The organism is Aeromonas sp. Y293-4 (assembly GCF_027705905.1).
GTDB classification, from domain to species: Bacteria; Pseudomonadota; Gammaproteobacteria; order Enterobacterales; family Aeromonadaceae; genus Aeromonas; species Aeromonas veronii.
The window spans coordinates 111,020-130,619 of sequence record NZ_JAPDCI010000001.1 but is presented as its reverse complement, the minus strand read 5'-3'; the positions used below and the strand labels follow the sequence as shown (position 1 = coordinate 130,619).

At 56.1% G+C, this 19,600-nt stretch carries 17 protein-coding genes; 1 reads left to right on the top strand and 16 read right to left on the bottom strand.

Annotation, left to right across the window (positions count from 1 at the left end; translation table 11 throughout):
• Positions 1-59: 59 nt before the first annotated feature.
• The 6 genes from OKC31_RS00520 to OKC31_RS00495 all read right to left on the bottom strand — a co-directional run bounded on the left by OKC31_RS00520 (position 60) and on the right by OKC31_RS00495 (position 6,760).
• The gene (locus OKC31_RS00520) at positions 60-308 is read right to left on the bottom strand and encodes a GlsB/YeaQ/YmgE family stress response membrane protein (RefSeq protein WP_005359720.1); all 249 of its coding nucleotides are present in this window, start codon (positions 306-308) and stop codon (positions 60-62) included.
• Between the two features lie 248 nt (positions 309-556).
• On the bottom strand, positions 557-733 hold the full coding sequence (locus OKC31_RS00515) for a DUF3606 domain-containing protein (protein ID WP_005337420.1): 177 nt from the start codon (positions 731-733) through the stop codon (positions 557-559).
• Between the two features lie 257 nt (positions 734-990).
• Positions 991-4,425 carry an ImpA family metalloprotease gene (locus tag OKC31_RS00510; protein WP_270655937.1) on the bottom strand — a complete coding sequence of 1,145 codons (3,435 nt, stop codon included), beginning with the start codon at positions 4,423-4,425 and terminating at the stop codon, positions 991-993.
• 298 nt (positions 4,426-4,723) lie between these two features.
• Positions 4,724-5,479: a UDP-2,3-diacylglucosamine diphosphatase gene (gene lpxH / locus OKC31_RS00505; RefSeq protein WP_270655934.1), complete on the bottom strand. Its 756-nt coding sequence runs from the start codon at positions 5,477-5,479 to the stop codon at positions 4,724-4,726.
• Positions 5,476-6,273: a DUF4269 domain-containing protein gene (locus OKC31_RS00500; RefSeq protein ID WP_270655932.1), complete on the bottom strand. Its 798-nt coding sequence runs from the start codon at positions 6,271-6,273 to the stop codon at positions 5,476-5,478. The genes lpxH and OKC31_RS00500 overlap by 4 nt, the downstream gene beginning before the upstream one ends.
• A complete protein-coding gene (locus OKC31_RS00495; protein ID WP_033115878.1) occupies positions 6,263-6,760 on the bottom strand; it encodes a peptidylprolyl isomerase in 498 nt (165 codons plus the stop codon). Before OKC31_RS00495 ends, OKC31_RS00500 begins: the two co-directional genes overlap by 11 nt.
• A 212-nt stretch (positions 6,761-6,972) precedes the next feature.
• On the opposite strand from OKC31_RS00495, the gene cysS reads away from it, so the two are divergent.
• The gene (gene cysS / locus OKC31_RS00490; protein WP_041208491.1) at positions 6,973-8,349 is read left to right on the top strand and encodes a cysteine--tRNA ligase; all 1,377 of its coding nucleotides are present in this window, start codon (positions 6,973-6,975) and stop codon (positions 8,347-8,349) included.
• Positions 8,350-8,947: 598 nt separating this feature from the next.
• Here cysS and OKC31_RS00485 read toward each other — a convergent pair.
• The 10 genes from OKC31_RS00485 to OKC31_RS00440 all read right to left on the bottom strand — a co-directional run bounded on the left by OKC31_RS00485 (position 8,948) and on the right by OKC31_RS00440 (position 19,424).
• Entirely contained in the window at positions 8,948-9,613 is a 666-nt protein-coding gene (locus OKC31_RS00485; protein ID WP_270655930.1) for a hypothetical protein, read from the bottom strand.
• Between the two features lie 130 nt (positions 9,614-9,743).
• Positions 9,744-10,718, bottom strand: a complete 975-nt coding sequence (locus OKC31_RS00480; protein ID WP_270655929.1) for a DUF4238 domain-containing protein — start codon at positions 10,716-10,718, stop codon at positions 9,744-9,746.
• A gap of 299 nt (positions 10,719-11,017) precedes the next feature.
• Complete coding sequence (locus OKC31_RS00475; RefSeq protein WP_270655928.1) at positions 11,018-12,319, bottom strand: DUF3644 domain-containing protein; 1,302 nt, start codon at positions 12,317-12,319, stop codon at positions 11,018-11,020.
• 1,341 nt (positions 12,320-13,660) lie between these two features.
• A complete protein-coding gene (locus OKC31_RS00470) occupies positions 13,661-14,416 on the bottom strand; it encodes a substrate-binding periplasmic protein (protein WP_270655926.1) in 756 nt (251 codons plus the stop codon).
• A gap of 139 nt (positions 14,417-14,555) precedes the next feature.
• The gene (locus OKC31_RS00465; RefSeq protein WP_270655925.1) at positions 14,556-15,302 is read right to left on the bottom strand and encodes a substrate-binding periplasmic protein; all 747 of its coding nucleotides are present in this window, start codon (positions 15,300-15,302) and stop codon (positions 14,556-14,558) included.
• A 130-nt stretch (positions 15,303-15,432) separates the two neighbouring features.
• Positions 15,433-16,179 (bottom strand): substrate-binding periplasmic protein, encoded by a 747-nt coding sequence (locus tag OKC31_RS00460; RefSeq protein WP_100646149.1) that lies wholly within the window; start codon positions 16,177-16,179, stop codon positions 15,433-15,435.
• A gap of 71 nt (positions 16,180-16,250) precedes the next feature.
• On the bottom strand, positions 16,251-16,769 hold the full coding sequence (locus tag OKC31_RS00455; protein ID WP_270655924.1) for a GDYXXLXY domain-containing protein: 519 nt from the start codon (positions 16,767-16,769) through the stop codon (positions 16,251-16,253).
• Positions 16,766-17,770, bottom strand: coding sequence for a DUF4401 domain-containing protein (locus OKC31_RS00450; RefSeq protein WP_270655923.1), 1,005 nt, complete (start codon positions 17,768-17,770; stop codon positions 16,766-16,768). Before OKC31_RS00450 ends, OKC31_RS00455 begins: the two co-directional genes overlap by 4 nt.
• Complete coding sequence (locus tag OKC31_RS00445) at positions 17,763-18,701, bottom strand: DUF2157 domain-containing protein (RefSeq protein WP_270655922.1); 939 nt, start codon at positions 18,699-18,701, stop codon at positions 17,763-17,765. Before OKC31_RS00445 ends, OKC31_RS00450 begins: the two co-directional genes overlap by 8 nt.
• 165 nt (positions 18,702-18,866) lie before the next feature.
• On the bottom strand, positions 18,867-19,424 hold the full coding sequence (locus OKC31_RS00440) for a TMEM165/GDT1 family protein (RefSeq protein ID WP_005337386.1): 558 nt from the start codon (positions 19,422-19,424) through the stop codon (positions 18,867-18,869).
• Positions 19,425-19,600: the final 176 nt, after the last annotated feature.

Here is a 19,600-nt window from a genome sequence, read left to right as displayed (position 1 = left end):
AAAAAAAGAGAGGGCACCTCGCGGTGCCCTGTTTATCTACACATAGATGGCGTTGGGGGTCAGCTGCGGATCTTGTTGAAGACAAACAGGACGATAAGGGCGCCCACGGTCGCCAGCGCGATGCTCGGGATATTGAAACCGGTCACCGAGCCCAGCCCCAGCAGGGTACCCACATAGCCGCCAACCATGGCGCCGACAATCCCCAGCAGGGCAGTCATAAAGAAACCACCACCATCGCGACCCGGCATGATCCACTTCGCCAGAATACCCACCAACAGTCCCAATACGATCCAGGTGATAAAGCCCATGGATTAATCCTCTCTGTGTGTTTGAGCCCGCATTATAGGCAGGGATGCCGGGATGCGAAGGGCCGGACGGCGCTGGCTGGTCACAAGCTGTCGGACGGCGACCGACGCTGGTCGGGCTGCACAGTCCGGTTATGAGCGGTTGAAGAGCGGTATGTGCGCAGCCAAACCGGAGGCAGGACGGGCCCACGTAAAGGCCAAGATGAGAAAAGCCCCGCGAGCGGGGCCGGGTTTGTGACGGGGTTGCACCCTCACTTCTTGAGGTATTTTCGGATCGCCTTGCCTGAGGTGCCGACTGCCTTGACAGCCCGTTTCAGCTGGACTTCGGTGCACTCGAACATTTTGATCCACTGCTTCATCTCATAGGGATCGTTGACATTGATCTTCTTGGCATCGAACGGGTGAGCGACCGCATTGCTGTCAGGCATACAAACCTCAACTTGTTGAAATAGTTGGCGAGAAAGATGTTTCTGCCTGAGCGCCATCATCCTCTCAATTGGCAAGGGGCAAGGTGACGGGGTTCACACAACCCGGGGACTTAGGGAGGAGTGCAGGTTTGCTTTGCTGATCTGTGAGCGATCACCACTTATTCCACCCTCTTCACAGCATCAACAACGGGGCCAGAGGCCGGATAAACAACAAGCGCCCTGCCGGGCGCTTGTTGTGGTTATCGCGATGACCCTATTCAGGGGGTTGTGCAGGCGCTTGGCGAGCCACTGTTGCGGGGCCAGAGGGTGGATCCGTCGCTTTCGGAGAGCGGCAGGAATGTGACACCTTCGCTCATGTTGGCTGGGGGCAGGTCATCCTCCAGCACATACATCCCCATCGGCAGGCTGCCATAACGCTGGTTGGCCAGCACCTGAGCGACCGCGAGGCTGGAGTAACGCAGGCCAAGCAGATCGAAGTGATTGCGCCAGTCCCATCCGGTGAGCCGACTGAGTGCAACCAGCATAAAGTCATTGCCCGGTATGTCGCGCACCCGTTTGCCGCCATAGACCGTATGCCCCGAGTAGGGGAACAGGCTAAAGCCGAGCCTATCCTTGCTGGCATTCCACTGCGCTTCACTGTCGGCTGCCGCGCCGAAGATCCGTGAATGCTGATAGAGCAGGGTGAAGATAGTGAAGCCATCGTTCAGTCGGGTGCCATCAGTCAGGATCATACGGTGGGCGCGTAATGCCATCTGGATATAAAACGCCATGCGATAGCCGTTGTGGACGGCGTAGGCATTGCTCTTCCAGGGGGCTTCGTAGCGACTCTCGCCGGTATCGAGCACCTGGCAGTTGGCCCCGAGCACGACGCGGTTGCCACTCCTGTCCCGTACCTGCGCCGCATCAGACATGAACACATAGAAGAGGTCCTTGTGATTCATGTGCCCATCCTTGATGGGCGCCGTGTTGCCATCTCTCAGATAATGGGCGCGCCACTTCACCACATAAGGGAAGATGTTGTTGGAGTTTTCCCCCGCCCGGCTGCCGTAGCCACTCCAGTTGTCGGCATCGTCTGCCGCAGCGTATTGCACGTTCAACCGGTTGGTCTGCAGGTTGTGGCCCAGTTCGTGATTGTCGAGCCAGCCGGTCGGGCTGATGCTGCCGGAAGAGTCCCACGGGTTGCCACTGCAACCACTGCCGCAATGGGCATTCTGGTCATAGTTGGCATGCTGGATGATGGTGCGGGTATGAATCGACTCATCGAGACAGCCCTCCCCCAGCAGTGCCACGCAGGCGTTTTTCACATCTGCCGGCAGCGACTCATCGAGCCCCTTGCCCTGAATTTTCAGGCCCGCCAGGGTGTAGACGCCATTGATGTGATCCCGGGCGATGCTGTCGAGCAGGGCATTGGTGTCGGGGATGACGCCACCCACCGCCTTGGTGAAGCGATCCCGGCGCAGATGCTGTTCGGCGCCATCGGCCCGCAGATCGATATGGGGCAGCTCGGTTTGTTCCAGCCGCTCGTTAAACTCGCGTATCTGCTGCTCATCACTGAAATCCATGATGGCCGGATGACGGGTGACGCCCGTGGCGCTCACCTGGACGGCCAGCGATGCTGCCCCCCCTTCCAGATAGAGATAGATAGGGCCGCCATAAGGAGAGGTGAAGGTGACACTGCCCCCCTTGGCCAAGAGCAGTCGCCCGGTGGTCAGCTCCAGCGGGGCTCGATAGATCTTCTGCTCATAGGCGCGATTGGTGTTGGGCCTGTGGTAGTTGAGTCGGACGGTAGCGGACACATCGGCGTTATCGGTGCGTCTCAGGGTGATGGTTTGTCCCGGCAGGGCATACCAGCCGGTGGTGGTCCACTGCCCGCTGTAGGGAACCGCAATGCGCCGACTGTCGGTGAGCGTCGCGGGATAGGCGTAGTGAGCTGCTTGTCCCTTCACCACCTTGTTGCGATCGGTGACGTACTCCCCCAGATCGGGCTGGGCCGGGGAACGGGTGCGGGCATAGCTCACCAGCCAGTCGGCAAACATCGCCTGCTGCCAGGATTGATGTTCATCCCAGGCAATCGGGTAGTCGATGGCGGCACGGTATTTGTCGGCCAGCAGCAGGGTGGCGGGCAACAGTGTCACGCCGTCACGGGCAAAGGGACTGATCCCGGCCTTGTCGAGGGTGATGGCCGCATTTCTCAGCCAGTCGGCACCCAGCTTGAACTGCTGGTTGAAGCTCTCCGAGCCACCGCAATTGATAAAGTTGCCGCCGCAGCTATCGAGCCACTGGGTAGTGAAGTTGCGATCCTGAAGGTTGCCAAGCAGGGTATCGACCGCCATCAGCTGGGCGTCGGGCGCCATGATGGTGTTCACTGCCAGATCGCTGGCTCTGAGTTTTGACCAGTAGTTGCCCCAGGTGACCAGCCCCATATCGAGATAGAGGGGGCTTAGCAGCGGGCTGGCATCGCGCCGATAGTTGGAGAGCAGCAGCGGGATCCCGGCCGCTTTGGCCTTGGCGATCGCCTCTGCGATCCCCTGATACCCCAGCCCCTGGCGGTCGATATCGCTGATCACGATAAGCTCCGGCGCCATGGTGTCGATGCAGTCGCTCAGCGCCTGATAATCACAGGTATTGGCCGGGTTGATGCTGTGCTTGTCGGGATAGATCGCCTTGAGCCAGTCACGCACGCCTTCGTTGTGGGGAAAATAGACGCTATCGGCGCGACTAGGCATCTGGGCGGTGAGGATGCGCAGGCCATCGCTATCCTTGCCCCGGGTCAGCCAGCCAATCAGCCCCTTGAGCAGCGCCTCGCTCTGCGCTGTGCGGTCAACGGAAAACAGGTTCGCCCCCATGGCGGCCTGACGGTAATCGGCTTGCTCGGAGACCATCACCAGACCCCGGATCTCGCTCTCCCCCTTGCCATTGATGTTGGAGGGGAGCAGGGTCACCGTGCTCTCCGGCTGGAAGCTGGAAAAGGTGATGGAGTCGTGGCTCGGGTTCCAGCTGATCTGTGCCATTCCGTGATAGAGGCTGCGAACCAGCTCGGTGCGGTGCGCCTCACTGTCGGCAATCGCCGCACGGGCATGGGCGATCAGGGATTGCTCGCTGGCAAGGGTATGATCTTCCCGGGCAATCGCATTGGCGGCATCGCTGATAAAGCGGGCCGAGATCTGACAATCGGCGCGCATGGGTGCTGTGGTGTAGGTATTACCCGTCAGGGTGCCCTCACATCCTGCGATCTGTGTCAGTACGAAGCCACTTTCGGGCTGCACGGTGAAACGGCCCTGTTCACCGGCGTTCAGACGCAGTGCGTCGGGGCTGAGTGCGCCCCCCTGAGAAGCGTGGGTGGTGGCGTTGAAATAGACGGCGGCACTCTCCTGCGTGAAGCTGGCCGAGATCTGGCAATCGCTGCGCATGGGGCCAGTGGTATAGGTGAGGCCGTCCAGGGTGCCATCACATCCGCTTATCTCGGTCAGGAGGTAACCGCTGTCAGCCTGTACCGAGAAACGCCCCTGTTCACCCGCCGCCAACCGCAGGCTGGTGGGGTTCAATTGTCCGCCCGCGCTGCTCTGGCTGGATGCCTCGAAATAGTTGGGGGTGACAGGGGGGCGGATAGGGGTCTCTTCCTGTTCGCCATCACCGCCGCCACAGCCTGTGATCAACAGCGCCAGTAAGGGGGTGAGAACCGTCTTTTTCATTGTTTGATACGTTCCTTGTGTTAGGACGGGTAGGGGAGTCGGTAGTCTAATGAGCCGCCTTGCTTATTTCAACGCTGATTGAATGGTCATTTTGCTTTATTTTCAGCATCTTGGATGCTTTTTTGACCGGCTTTTGCCGTATTTAGTGTTTCTGACGCAGCAGAACCGATAGGGATGGGGCGAGCACCCCATCGGCACAGGCCATACCAGCCTGAGCTCATCGTGATACGTCGGTTCACCGGGTTTACAGGGGGGCGCCGGGCCGCAGGTTTTACCTGCAACCCGCACAGGGGGGATGTCAGACGGATGGATAAGCGGCGGGGTCGATCGTTGCCAGCACCCGCATTTCCAGCCGCTGCTCGCCGGGGCGGCAGATCAGCACCGAGCCTTGCTCGAACCAGTCTCCCAGCACGATGCGGCGGGCGGGGTGGCCATCGAGGGTGAAGTCGTGGATGGCGGGTCTGTGGGTGTGGCCGTGGATCATCATCCGGCAGTCGTGGGCGCGCAGGGTGTCGTCCACCGCAGCGGGCGTCACATCCATGATGATCTGGCTCTTGTGGGCGTTCTCCATCTGGCTTTGGCCGCGCATCTTGCAGGCGATGGCCTGACGGCGGGCGAGCGGCAGGCGCAGGAACAGCCAGCGCAGCCACTTGAGCTGGGTGATGCGGCGAAACTTCTGATACCCCTCATCCAGGGTACAGAGCAGATCGCCGTGGCTCAGCACTACCCGTTCTCCATAGAGGTCGATCACGCAGGGATCCCCCAGCAATGTCATCCCAGCGCGCTTGGCAAACTGCTGGCCCAGCAGAAAGTCGCGGTTGCCGTGGATAAAGTAGATGGGCACGTTCTGCTGGCTCAGGGCCAAAAAGGCATCGGCCATCTGTTGATGGAGCGGATTGGGGTCATCATCGCCAATCCAGAACTCGAAGAGATCCCCCAGCACATAGAGGGCATCGGCGCCGGGGGCGTCGTGCTCGAGAAAGCGCACCAGTGCCGCGGTCATATCGGGCCGCTGGGCAGAGAGGTGAATGTCACTGATAAAGAGGGTGCTCATGATGTGGGGGTCGGGCTCTCGGTCGAAACAGGGCAAACAGGGGTGGCAGAGATAGTAGAAACAACTGGGGACGAATCGTGCGCTGCGGGCGCCATCGCGCCAGTTGAGGTATGGATATCGTCACGGGATGGCGGCTGCCATGACAGCTTGGCCAGATTGCGCCCCTCCAGCGTCAGCAGGGCGGCGTAAGGATCGCCCACCAGGCCCAGCAACCGGCACATGGCCGCTTCCCCTTTCAATCCCTCTTCAAGGCGCAGGCGCAGCACTTCGTGGTAGAAGGCATCACCAAACCGCTCGAGCAACGCGGCCATCAGGGTGAGGTGGCGCCAGCCGTTCAGCGTCTCGATGGGGGCGGGGGTGACATAGAGCTCCAGCGGCCAGTTGGCCTCGCTTTGATCGCAACCGCTATCGGCACTGTGTTGGTCGAGGCGGGGAAAGGTGCGCTCCAGCAGCCAGACATTGTCGTCTTTGGCGCTCGCCTGCCAGCCTTGCTCTGCAAAAGTAGCGGCAAACGCCGCCGGATCAGGATGCTGGCAGAGAATATCGAGATCGCTGCCCGGCCGATCGAGGCCGATGGCGAGCGTGCTCACCAGCGCCAGATCGGCGCACTGCGCGGCCAGCTCATCCCACAACCCGGCGGTGAGCAGGGCATGGGCCGAGCGCTGGCGCGGGTTGCCGTGGGCCAGATAGTCGAGACGGCGCCAGTTTGGACTGGCAGTGGGGGAGGCAGATGGAAAAACTGCGGCCGGGGCCGCAGTTTTGTCAGTGCCGAGTCGGCAGAGATCAGTCAGCAAGGGTCACCTTGGTGATCACCACGTCTTCGGTCGGAACGTCCTGATGGATACGGCCGTAGTTGCCGGTCTTGACGCCCTTGATCTTGTTGACCACGTCCATGCCTGCGGTCACTTCACCGAATACGCAGTAGCCGAAGCCCTGAGTGGTGGCGGATTTGAAGTCGAGGAAGTCGTTGTTGTTCACGTTGATGAAGAACTGGGCGCTGGCAGAGTGCGGCTCCATGGTGCGGGCCATGGCGATGGTACCGATCTTGTTGGACAGACCGTTGGCAGCTTCGTTCTTGATGGGAGCGCGGGTGTCTTTCTCTTCAAAGCCCGGAGCATAGCCGCCGCCCTGGATCATGAAGCCGTCGATGACGCGGTGGAAAATGGTGTTGTCGTAGTGACCGTCACGGCAGTATTGCAGGAAGTTGGCCACGGTTTCCGGGGCTTTTTCAGCATTCAGGGTGAGGGTGATGTCGCCGTGATTGGTGTGCAGAGTGACCATGATATGTCCTTTCATTTGATGCGGACGACGAAGTGCCCGCAGGTGTATGGCATAAAGTGGTGGCAATTCTAGCCCATCAGGGGCTGGCGGCATAGTCTCTCTGGCGCCGTAACCGTGCTGGCAGGCGGGATTGGCCACGTTTTCTGCCTCGTTTTCTGCCCCTGAACGGGGTATCATGACCAACCATTTTACTCACAGGCAGTGGTTAGAAGATGCTGAAGATATACAACACACTCACTCGTCAAAAAGAAGAATTCAAACCTATCCACCCGGGCAAGGTGGGCATGTATGTGTGTGGTGTCACCATCTACGATCACTGTCATATCGGCCACGGCCGCACCTTCGTCGCCTTTGATGTGGTCGCTCGCTACCTGCGTTACGCCGGTTACGACCTCACCTACGTGCGCAACATCACCGACGTGGATGACAAGATCATCAAGCGTGCCGCCGAGACCCAAGTGACCTGCGACGAGCTGACCGAGCGTCTGATTGGCGACATGCACGCCGACTTCGACGCCCTCGGCATGGTGCGCCCGGATATCGAACCGCGCGCCACCCAGCACATCGAAGAGATCATCGAGCTGGTGCAATCCCTGCTGGAAAAAGAGCACGCCTACGTGGCGGATAACGGCGACGTGATGTTTATCGTCGAATCCTACGCCGACTACGGCAAGCTCTCCGGCCAGGATCTGGAGCAGCTGCAAGCCGGTGCCCGCGTTGACGTGGTCGATGCCAAGCGCAACCCGCTCGACTTCGTGCTGTGGAAGATGTCGAAGCCCGGCGAGCCGACCTGGGAAAGCCCCTGGGGCCCGGGCCGTCCTGGCTGGCACATCGAGTGCTCCGCCATGAACTCCAAGCACCTTGGCAACCACTTCGACATCCACGGCGGCGGCTCCGATCTGCAGTTCCCGCACCACGAGAACGAGATCGCCCAGTCCTGCTGCGCCCACGGTGGCGACTACGTCAACACCTGGATGCACAGCGGCATGGTGATGGTGGATAAAGAGAAGATGTCCAAATCCCTTGGCAACTTCTTCACCATCCGCGACGTGCTGGCCCACTACGACGCCGAAACCGTCCGTTACTTCCTGATGTCTGGCCACTACCGCAGCCAGCTCAACTACTCGGAAGATAACCTCAAGCAAGCCCGCGCCGCGCTGGAGCGCATGTACACCGCTCTGCGCGATCTGCCTGTGGCCGCTGCTGCCGGTGGCGACGAGCAGGTGGCTCGCTTCAAGGAAGCGATGGACGACGACTTCAACACCCCGGAAGCCTACTCCGCCCTGTTTGATCTGGTGCGCGAGATCAACCGCCAGAAGGGTGAAGACATGGCCGTTGCCGCCGCGCTGGGCGCCCGTCTGCGCGAGCTGGGCGCCGTGCTCGGCATCCTGCAGCAAGACCCCGAGGCTTTCCTCAAGGGTGACGAAGCGGATGAAGAGGTTGCCGAAATCGAACGCCTGATCGCCGAGCGCAATCAGGCCCGCGCCGACAAGAACTGGGCCGCCGCTGACGCCGCCCGCAACCGTCTCACCGAGATGGGCATCGTGCTGGAAGACAGCGCCGGCAAGACCAGCTGGCGCCGTGCCTAAGGCCGGTTGGCCTTGTTGGCGTCTGGTGCCAACAGGTTGAGCCAATAAAAAACCGCAGCCCTTGGGCTGCGGTTTTTTTTGTGGTCTGCCGGAGGGCTGACACTTTCCCTCTCTCCTGATTGGCATGGCTTCGCCATGCAGGACGCGAGGGCACGGCCCTCGAAGGGATTTCGCCCGCCCTTCGGGCTGGGGCGAGTGACTTTGGAAAGACCCAAAGTCACCAAAAGTCTTCTCCCCCGGCAAACCGCCCGCTTCGCGGGTTCCCTCGTCTCGTCCAACGGGTCGGACGGAGCGCCGCAGACGGCACATCCCTGTGCCGACTGCGGCTGCGCCATCATCCCTGATGGCGCTCCTGACCCGTTGCACTCGACTCGGCGGTTTGCAGGGGGAACCAATACCGTGCCCGCCAGCGTAAGCAGCTAGCCCTACCGATTAGGCAGTTTGCTCGACGCTATCCGCAATCGTCTCACCGATATGGCACACGCAGCCCAAGGGCTGCGTTTTTTAGGTGGTAAATCGACTTATTAATTAGTCTTCGGTGATAGTTGTATAAGAGCATTATGTAATGGGTTTGTTACATGGTAATCTTTAACCCTTTTCAAGGTTTCATACCACCATTGCGAGGTTTTTGACTCGATCTATTTTTTGGCTTCACTTCAGGGATATACTCAATTCCATTTACATCTACTCTAATTCCAGATAGTTTACTAGTTGCTACACCATCAATAAAATCTGGCCTTCTATCACCATGTTGGCAAGATAATATGTGGTCTAAGAGGTAATCATCAAAACTAATGCTTTCTGCTTCCCAAGATGATGTAGCCGGGTTGCCAATTTTTATTGTTGGTATTGCACCAGCGACACTAGGAGCTTCCAATATAATGTAGTCATTTGTAATGTTAGCCATTTTTATACATTGTGTATTTAGACGTTTAATCTCTGCTGCCGATAATTTATCCAAAACACAGTTTTTAGCTTGAGAAATAATCGCCTTTCTAATTGGGTGTTCTATATTCTCACTTTCAAATACAATAGCAAAGTCTGCACCATATTTACTCTCTGCAGAGCCTGCCCCCCTATCAGCAACTATCGTAGGTGTGAAATTTATTGTTCCTTTGTCTTCACCAAAATTTAGCTCTCCATCCAAACGTGCAATAAAAGCATCGACATAGGCGCTTTCTTGAGTATATCGAGCCCTATCTAAACGCTTACAAGCACTCTCAATATATTTTTTAACTTTGAACCGAATATCTCTGTTGTCCATGTCATATACCATAAAGTAATAGATAAAGATAAGAAATCATATTTATTCCGTAGTTTGGCTACATCTGCAAATCAAATTGACCCTGCATACTGTCACCACTGCATTAATGTTTTCTCAAAAAAGAGTATTATTAACCAGCACTTCCATCTACGAACTTTCCCTGTGTTGATATTTCTGGATTTGTTCTTAGCATATCTTTTGCGAGAGAGAATGTAGGTTCACAAGAGTAAATAAATCTAGTTGATTGAATTACTTGTAAGGAGTTGTAAAAATCCATATTATCTACAGATAGCTTATGAGTTATTTTGTTTTCGAATTGTTCAGCCATCTTTTCCAATTCACTCATGTCAATATTATGACCTACTTCTAGTAATTTTTTAGCTTTAAAAATTTTAGCTTTTGCAACTATATCTTGAGCTGTTTCAGAACAAAGGAAGCTTAAGCAATAGCGAGGTGAGATAGGGAAATATATTTCAATCCCTTTTAGTCCAAGTCCAAAGTTTCCTCTTCCTTCTCTTGGAAAGTGATTATGCTTTACGATCGGATTATCTGAACTATAGAAGGTATGACCCTGTGGGGCTTCCATAAGCAATAGCTGCTTGTTTAAAAAATCACCTACAAGAGAGCCAGGTAAAGTATTTAGAATGTCAATGGCAGAACTCTTTAGCTCTATCTCAGATGGTGGTGTGTAATTTTCAATGTCCACACTTGGGTCATAACCCCATTCGGTGATTCTTTTGGTAAGCGTCTCATTGAAAAAATCAAGAAACTCTCTTGTATGGTTAGTCCTTAGCATCTGAACTGTAGAAAATAAACAAAGTAATTCATGCTCCAATTTTTCTAAATCTTTAATGCTGCCATTTTTTATTATTTTCTCTATAACAGGTGAAACAGTGGTTTCTAATTCTGCAAGCTTAAATTCAGTGTTGTTCTTATAACCTAGAAGCTCCTCCTCATAAAAATTATTCTCATGACCAGTATCTTTCACATTTGAAGTGAAGGAGCGGTTTTGTTTTTTATCAAACACATAAATTTTGTTTTTATTTTTAGAGAATTTTTTAAGAATGAATTGTGGTACATAGTGTTGTTTTCGAGGAATGTTCATAGCTACCTTGTATAACTTTAAAGCTGTTGGTGTCAGAAGGGTCGTAGGTTCGATTAGCGAAGCGTAATCGGATGTTCGAGATATACGGGCCTTCTAAATACAACCGTTTCCCTATAGGGATATCTGCCGTTTGTAATTGTACCCACCATGATTTTTTTTTGCACCTATGCAACCATGTCGGTGATATCTATTTCATAGGCGCTACAATCTGGCTTCGCTATGGGGCTATGGGATGGGCGAGGGGGCAACTCACCCGATTTTTGTCCCGAATAGGCAGTTATCTTGCAGATTGTAAAAAATTAAGCATGGTTGCCTCTTAATCTAAGGCTGGATAGGTTTATTTCATTTTTTGTTATCATTTTACAAATATCACTTATAACTTTTTCGGAATATCTGTGATATTGTGGGTCTTTATTTTCATAGTGCCATTCATTATTGCTGTTTTTCCATTTCATTTTTCTTATTATCAATCTAAAGTCATAGCTCGTAAATATATATTTTCCATGTTTGTCCTGCGCAACAAAATAGGTGCTTAATGATGATGAACAGGTTTGAGAACTAATTATTCTGTTGATATTCGATACTACATCAGATTCTTTATATGGATGGGTTATTTCTCTATCAATAGGTTTTTCAATTACAATGGCTTTTTTTAAACCAGAAATCCCCTCTTCAACATATGACAGTACAATGGGATTCCCATGTTCATCATCTTTGGCGTAAACCAGTTTTATTGGTAGTGGTATAGCAAAGCTAGAATCATTTTTATTTTCAATTTCTTGTTCTAATTCATTGACTAGGTTTAATACATCATTGCCAATACTGTTTCCATAAGTCTGATTTAACTGCATTATATTTACATTGCTGATGTTTCCGGTGATAGTTAATAATCCTGATTGTGATGGATTGAGAAAAGGTAATTCAGAGGATTCTTCAAAAAACATAGAGTAATTTATAACACCAGACTGAAATAATCGAGAAAGCAAACCTTGAGTTTCTGGCATTAATAGATGAGCAGCGTAGTCACGATAATCGACAATTTTCTCTATATTATCCTTTACTGAGTCAGGCTCTTTAAATACAATTTTTAAACATTGTCGCAATGAGATAGTCTTACCATATTTGACTCTTGCTTTTTTGTCGTATATTTCCTCTTCACCATAACTTTCTATTATTTTTGCTTTTAATATTTGTTCCCAAGCAGTACAGAAACAAAGGACGAAACAATCTATTCTGTTTTCTAAAGAGGGTCTGTTATATATCTCTAAGGCGAGAATCATGTTTTCTTTTGAACGTTTAAGTAAGGATTTAGCGAGCTTAGAGGTGCAGTTATGTCCTAGCTCTTGTATGTGTTTGGATTGGGATAATTTCTTCGCAAATTCAACCTCATTGATATTGGTTGTATTTGACACATCAAATGGGCCAGAATCATTTTGAGCGCTAAGGAAAAATGCTAATTGCCCTTTTTTCCAGTATGTTAAAAACGTGCTTTCTTTCCATTTTGCAGTGGATAAAATATCAGACAAATCAATTTTATTTTTCTCTGCCTCATATTTCTTCAGCTTCAAAAATAAGCTGGAAATTGAATTTTTAATTCTCATTTAAAATCTCAATTAATGTGTAAAGAATTTTATATTTAAATGGTAGCCTGTAGCGCCGTACGTTCGATTAGCGAAGCGTAATCGGACGTTCGAGAAATAAGGTGTTATTCCGGTGAAATACTCACTATCGGGCCTTCTATATACAACCATTTCCCTGTAGGGATATCTGCCGTTTGTAGTTGTACACACCATGATTTTTTTTCACCTATGCAACCATATCGATAGAGCCTGTTGCATAGGTGCGACAATCTGCTCTCGCATTGGGGTGGGCGAGGGGTTAGTCCTGAGATAACAACCCTCCCGATATTTTCCCTGAATAGATAGATCGCTGTTAACTGGCCTCGATGTTGCGGGCTGCGTTTTGCCCCCTGTTGTTCGTCGAGGTGAGCCCATTTGTCTAGGCCGCGAGGCAGGACGCCGAGCGAGCGCCGCTGGGCCATGGATGGCCCATCGGCGCGTGCCGTGGGACAAACGGGTGAACCGAGGGAACCCGACTCAGGAGGGCGAACAAGTGGGGGTGGCCTTTCTTTTGGTGACTTTTCTTTGGCCACGCAAAGAAAAGTCACTCGCCAAGCCGCGTAGCGGCGGCGAAACCCCGTCGAGGACGGAGTCCTCGCGTCCTGCATGGCGAAGCCGTGCCAATACCTTGTTGCAGGACAGAGACATTACCTACCCCCTCACCCTAGCCCTCTCCCGCAAGGGGAGAGGGGACGGTTACCGCGGACGATTACGCTTTGCTAATCGACCCTACTGGCGAAGCCGTGCCAATACCCTGTTGCAGGGCAAAGACGTTACCGACCCCTTACCCTAGCCCTCTCCCGCAGGGGGAGAGGGAATGGCGACCGCGGACGATTACGCTTCGCTAATCGACCCTACTGGCGAAGCCATGCCAATACCTTGTTGCAGGGCAAAGACGTTACCGACCCCTCACCCTAGCCCTCTCCCGCAAGGGGAGAGGGGACGGTTACCTTGGCGCAGGCGCGGGAGACCGGCTGGTCTCCGCTAAAGTCGCTACCGCCCCTGACTGTCGCTACCAGATTGCGCCGTTGACCATTGATCTCGGAAAAGGGGTCAACAGACGCCCGTCGCCATATTACGGAGCCAGAGTGGTCTTATCTATGGTTTTGATGAGCTAACTATCAGAAAAGAGTGATTTTTTGCGCTGGCACAAACTTTTATTCATTAGCGATTAGTTGATGATTGTCGGGGCTTGGCTGTGGCAGGGAGGTGGGGTGACGCCGCGAGAGGAGCGCAAACGGTAATATAAGAGAGGAGCGCAAATGGAAAAAAGCGAAGGGGCCCGCGGTGGGCCCCATGTTGTTGGTGCTCGACGCTGCGCCGCTATTTGGCGGCGGGGGTTGGGAAGTATTTGCTGTGCAGCAGTGGGTATTCGCTGCTCGCCAGCACCTGGGTCAAGCCGGTCTGGAACTCCTTGACCAGCTCGTCGCTCACCGGATGGCTGAAGGCGAAGCAGAACTGTTCCGAGCTCAGCACCCACTGCTCCTTGAAGCGGGCGGGATCGAGTTTTTGTTCGACGATCAGCTGCTCCATGGTGGTCTTGTTGGTGGAGACCAGATCGACCCGGCCTGAGGTGAGCATCTTGAGCGCCTGTGCCAGTCGGTTGGCGGCCATCAGTTTGGTCTCGTCAAAGCCGTTGTTGAGCAGCAGTTGCTCCCCCACATCGGCCCGCACCGCTCCGATATTGAACGCCTTGGCATCGTCGAGCTTGGTGATGGTGATATTGCGATCGGCCAGCCCCACCAGCACGCTCTCGGCATACCCGATGGGGCAGGCCCACTTGAACAGGGGATCGCGCGCCTGGGTGCGGGCGGTGGAGAAGAGCACCGCATTGGGCTTTTGGGTCAGCAGGTAGTAGCCGCGCGCCCACGGCATGATGGTGACGGGCTGCGCCGGCGTATTGGTCTTTTTCCACACCAGTTGCAGCAGTTCGACCGCGAGGCCGGTGGGGGCGCCGCTGGCATCGGCATAGTTGTAGGGTTTGTACTCTTCGGTGATGTAGTGCAGTTTGCCAAGCTCAGGACTCGCCTGTGCGAGGGTGGCCAGCAGCGCCCCGGCCAATCCAATCCATGGTTTCATTTTTGCCATCCTGATCAAGGGAATATCTGCTCAAGTGTGACCAAGCTGGCCGATTTCGCCAAGGTTGCGGAGCATGTTTGGCAAAAAAGCGCGGGCGCATGCCGCCATCTTGCGCCCTATGTCGGCGGCGATCAGGGCGTTAGCGCAGCGGCAGGTATTTGGCTTGCAGGGCCGAGAAATCCGCCGAGGCGACGACCTGGGTCAGTGCCTGCTGAAAGAGGGCGACCTCGCTGTCGGGCACCTGACGGCTGAAGGCGTAGCAGAGCGGTCTGGCATCCAGCACGAAGGCGACATGAAAGTCATCCGGCTTGAAGCCGAGCTGCTGCAGAGTTTGATAGCCCGCGAGCTTGTTGGTCGCAAACAGATCGGCGCGACCTGAGATGAGCATTTTGGCCGCCTGGGTGAGGCGGTTGGCCAGCATCAGCTGGCGCTCATCGATACCGCGTTCGAGCAGCAGCTGCTTGGAGACGGTAGAGCGCACCACGCCGACCTTGTAGCGGCTGATCTCGGCCTCCGAGCCTAGGGTGATGTTGTCCGCCTTGCGCCCCAGCAGCACAAACTCCGAGTGATCGATGGGGCATGCCCACTTGAAGAGCGCTTCCCGCTGCGGGGTGCGGGCGGTGGCAAACAGCACCACATTGGGTTTTTGTTGCAGCAGGTTGTAGCCCCGGGCCCAGGGCAGAATGCGGATTGGCTGGGGCGACACGCCCCGCGCTTTCCAGATAAGCTGCATCAGCTCCACCGACAATCCGGTTGGCATCCCTTGCTGGTCGCTGAAATTAAACGGGGGAGAGATTTCGCTCAGATACTCGAGCTTGCCCGGATCGGCCTGCGCGAAGGTGGCCCACAAGAGCAGTAGCAGATGAGGTAGGTGCCATGTCCGCACGGGAAAGATCCTTCACAATCAACTATGTAGCCCAGTTTGACTGCTTGCGGTGGGAATAGCTAGCCACCTCTATTGCATCTTTCATCAATAAAATGGGCAGCGAACCGCTGCCCATCGGGTGAGTGAGTGCTCAGCGCACCGGCAGGTATTTGGCCTGCAATTTGCGAAACTCCTCCGAAGCGAGAGCGCGGGTCAGGCCCTGCTGAAAGAGGGTGATCTCGCTGTCGGGCACCTGACGGCTGAAGGCGTAGCAGAGCTGCTCGGCGCTCAGCACCATGGCCACGTTGAAGTCGTCGCCATTGAGCTTTAGTTCGCGGATAGCGTCATATCCCGCCAGCTTGCTGGTGGCGAGCAGGTCGGCGCGGCCGGAGAGCAACATCTTCAACCCCTGCGACAGGCGGTTGGCCGGGATGATGTTGTTGTCATCCATGCCGTTGTTGAGCAGCAACTGCTCGGCGGCGTCCGAGCGCACCGCGCTGATCTTGTACTGGCTCATCTGATCGAAGGCGGTCAGGGTGATGTTCTGCGCTTTGCGGCCCAGCAGTATGTACTCCGAGTAGCCGATGGGGCATACCCACTTGAAGAGATCCTCCCGCGCCTGGGTGCGGGCTGTGGAGAAGAGCACCACGTTGGGCTTCTGGGTTAGCAAGTAATAACCCCGCGCCCAGGGCAGGATGCGCACCGGCTGGGGCGTCACGCCGCTGTGTTGCCAGATCATCTGCAGCAGATCGACCGCAAGGCCGGTGGGCTGGCCTTGCGGATCGCTGAAGTTGTAGGGGGGGTACTCTTCGGTGAGGTACTCGAGCTTGCCCAGATCAGCGCGGGCCGTCGAGGCCCAGCAGAGCAGCAACAGATGACAGATCAGCCATATCCTCATTGGGAACATCCTTAGCGATCAACCTTCCCTTGAGTGTGACCATGAACAGAGTAAATAGCCACTCACTGCCGTTACCAGCGGGCGCGGATCTGCCCGATGGGCTGGTAGGCCTCATCCCGCAGCCCCACCAGCAGGGTCTTGCCATCCGCTTGCAGCCGGAACTCGCCGTAGCGGGCCGTTTCGTATTGCTCCCCTGTGCCCTCTTCAAAGAAGTAGGCATCGGGGCCGATCTGCCACTGCCGCTCACTCTGGTGCACCTGCAATAGCCGCTCATCGTTGGCGAGTCGATCCGGTTTGCCATCGGCCACCAGACTGGCCACCTGATGGGCATCGAGGCGGATCACCAGGGTGTCGCTGCCCTTGTTTTGAGTAGTACGAGCGTCGCGGCTGGTCAGCTCGCGGGCAATTTCGTAGTTCAGCTGCATGTAATCCCCCTGCATCAGGGAACGGGGATCGACCGGAGCGAGCCGCAGCAGCACCACTTCGCCGCTGCTCATGGCGTGTTCATAGCGCCAGACGGTGGCATTGATGCCCGCCAGAACGGCGAGGCCGCTCAGCAACAGAGCGAGCTGTCGGGTGACGGGTTTCATGAGTCGCTCCTTGCCGCAAAGGTGGTGAGCAGCTGGCGGGCCCCCAGCAGCAGGATGCCGGAGCCCAGCAGCAGCCAGGATTTGGTCATCAGGGTGAGCCCCAGATCGTAGTAATAGAGCGAGCCATAACCGAGCAGCAGCAGGGCCGAGAGGGTCATCAGCCCCAGACTGCCGGCATAAAAGCCGAGGATCAGCACCAGTGCGCCCGCCCCCATGCCGGGGATGATGGCGCTGATCAGCACCAGCGGCAGGCCAAACAGCAGGGGGAGCTTGAGCTTCACCATCACCGCCAGCAGCAGGGCGGCGCAGAGCAGGGGATTGAGCCAGAGCGGCAGGCGGGAAAGCCCCAGCTCGTCCAGCACGCTGCTGCCGCCATCCCACAACGGGTGGTGCAGACGGCCCAGCACCAGCAGCGAGAGGGCCAGCCCCAGCGTGATGGAGTGGTAGAGCTGGTGACGCTCTGGATCCCTATCTGCCCGCAGCCAGCAGAAGGTGATGGCCGCCATCACCAGCGGCAGGGCCAGCAGTTGCAGCCCGAGGCAGGCAAGGCCAAGGGTGAGCAGCAGGGCCGCCGCCACGCTGTGAAACAGCCGCACCAGCCAGTGATCGAACAGCACGGCGATGGCAAGGGAGAGCAGGCACAACCCAAACCAGAGCAGGGCGTGATGAAGGTCCAGCTGATCGAGCAGACCATAGAGCAGCCAGGCATCGGCCGCCAGGGTGAGGGCCAGCACGAACTGATCCCAGAGATCGCCGCGCTGGCTGCGATTGAGGGCGTAGGCCCCCGCCAACAGCACGGCCCCGAGCAGCAGGGCACTGTTGGCCTCGCGGGTCAGCTGCTCGAAGGTGAGAAACAGGAAAAAGAGCAGGAACAGGGCGGCAATCCAGCCCACCAGCCCCAGCAGAAAGCGGCTCGACCAGTGGGGTTGGGTGTCACGGGGTATCTCCCCTTCCACCAGATTGGCCTGTTGCAGTGCTTGCCAAAGGGTCAGATCACTCATGAGACCTCCGTTGTTGTTGCAGCCAGCGGGCGGCGGTGACCGAAAGGCCGATGGCGATCAGGCTCAGCAGCAAGAAGCCGTTGATGTCGGGCTCCATCCACTTGCCCAGCGCCGCGAGGATGACGGCAATCAGGCTGAGGCACCCCATGGCGAGTCCGGCGATAAATCTGTGGTGCCACAGGGCATAGGCCGCAGCCAGCCAGCCAAGCCAGAGCGGCCACACCAGCGGGGAGGCGGCATCAAACAGCGCCAGCAGGGTGAGCAGGGTGGCCCCCAGACCGGCAGCAAGGCCCGCCAGCCAGCTTGGCATCAGGCGCCAGCGGTTTGGCGCCAGCAGAAGCAGACCCCAGAGGGCGGCGTTGAGCAGGGTAAGGCACCAGCCCAATCCCTCTTCATCGAAGGTAAAGAAGAAGGTGAACAAACCTAGCCGCCAGTAGAGCACCAGCGCCAGCTGGCCGAGCAGCCAGCTTAAGGTCCAGAGCAGGGGACTTTGGCCAAATGTCGCCAGCGGCACCAGCATCAGCGCCCAGGTGGCGAACAGCTGCCAGGGATCGGCGCCGGTCTGGTAGGTCTGACCCACCAGTGCCAGCAGGGCGCCGATATTGAGGGCGATGGCGAGCAGCAGCGCCTGACGGGGGGTATCCCCCAGCGGTTTGCGCCACAGCAGAAGCAGCATGGCGAGCAGCGGCGCCTCCAGCAGGGCGAGGCGGGAGACCCGGCCCAGCTCTTGCCAGTTGAAGGCGACGAAGAAGATGAGGCCAGCCCCGATACAGAGGGCGCCGAGCCAGAGCAGCAGCCAGTCAAACAGCCACTGCCAGCGCGCCGGATGGGGGGGAAGATCGGCGAGGGTCAGGGCGTCCACCAGCTTCTCTGGCGCCAGCCGTCCCTGTTTGACCCATTCGAGAAGCGTCTCTCTTGATACGTTGTGCATGGGGGGACTCCGCGAGGTTTGCCCCATTATGGCATGAGGCACCCGCAACCGTGCACTGCCCCTTGCCTCTGCGGCTGGTGGTTGCGACAGCGGGTTACGCAATAGACACAGCAGTAAACAAAAAAGCCCTCCACAGGGGAGGGCTTGGTCATCGGATACGGGCCATCAGGCAAAGATCAGGGTGCTCACCCCAAGGCCGACGAAGAGGATGGCGCAGGCGATGCGGATCCCCTTGAGCGGCAGCTTGTCTGCCCCCAGCTTGCCGATCAGCACCACAGGCACGTTGGCCAGCATCATGCCGAGGGTGGTACCGGTAATGACCTGCACCAGCGAGTCATACTTGGCGGCCAGCAGCACGGTGGCGATCTGGGTCTTGTCACCGATCTCGGCGATGAAGAAGAGCACGAAGGTGGCCATAAAGGGGCCGTATTTATCCAGCGAGCTCTCCTCGTCATCCATCTTGTCCGGCACCAAAATCCAGATCGCCATGGCGATAAAGGCGATGGCGACCAGCCAGGTCATTATCTTGGGATCGAGCCAGCGGCTGATGAACTCACCAATCCAGGCAGCGCCCGCATGGTTGAGCAGGGTAGCCGCCAGCATGCCGGCGATGATGGGCCAGGGCTTGCGAAAACGACAGATGAGCAGCAACGCCAACAGCTGGGTTTTATCGCCGATTTCGGCAATAGCGACGCTGAGGGTTGAGGTTAACAAGGCTTCCATAAAAATGACCGGGGGACGGAATTGTTATAAACCAAAGACAAGCCTGCGCCATCCGTCCCCGGTATTGGCACTGGCCCGTCAAAGGTCTTGTCAAATCCATGGCTGGCATGGATCACCCTGACCATGGTGATTTGGCACCAAGTATGTTGATCAGGGTCGCAAACCGGTATTCATGC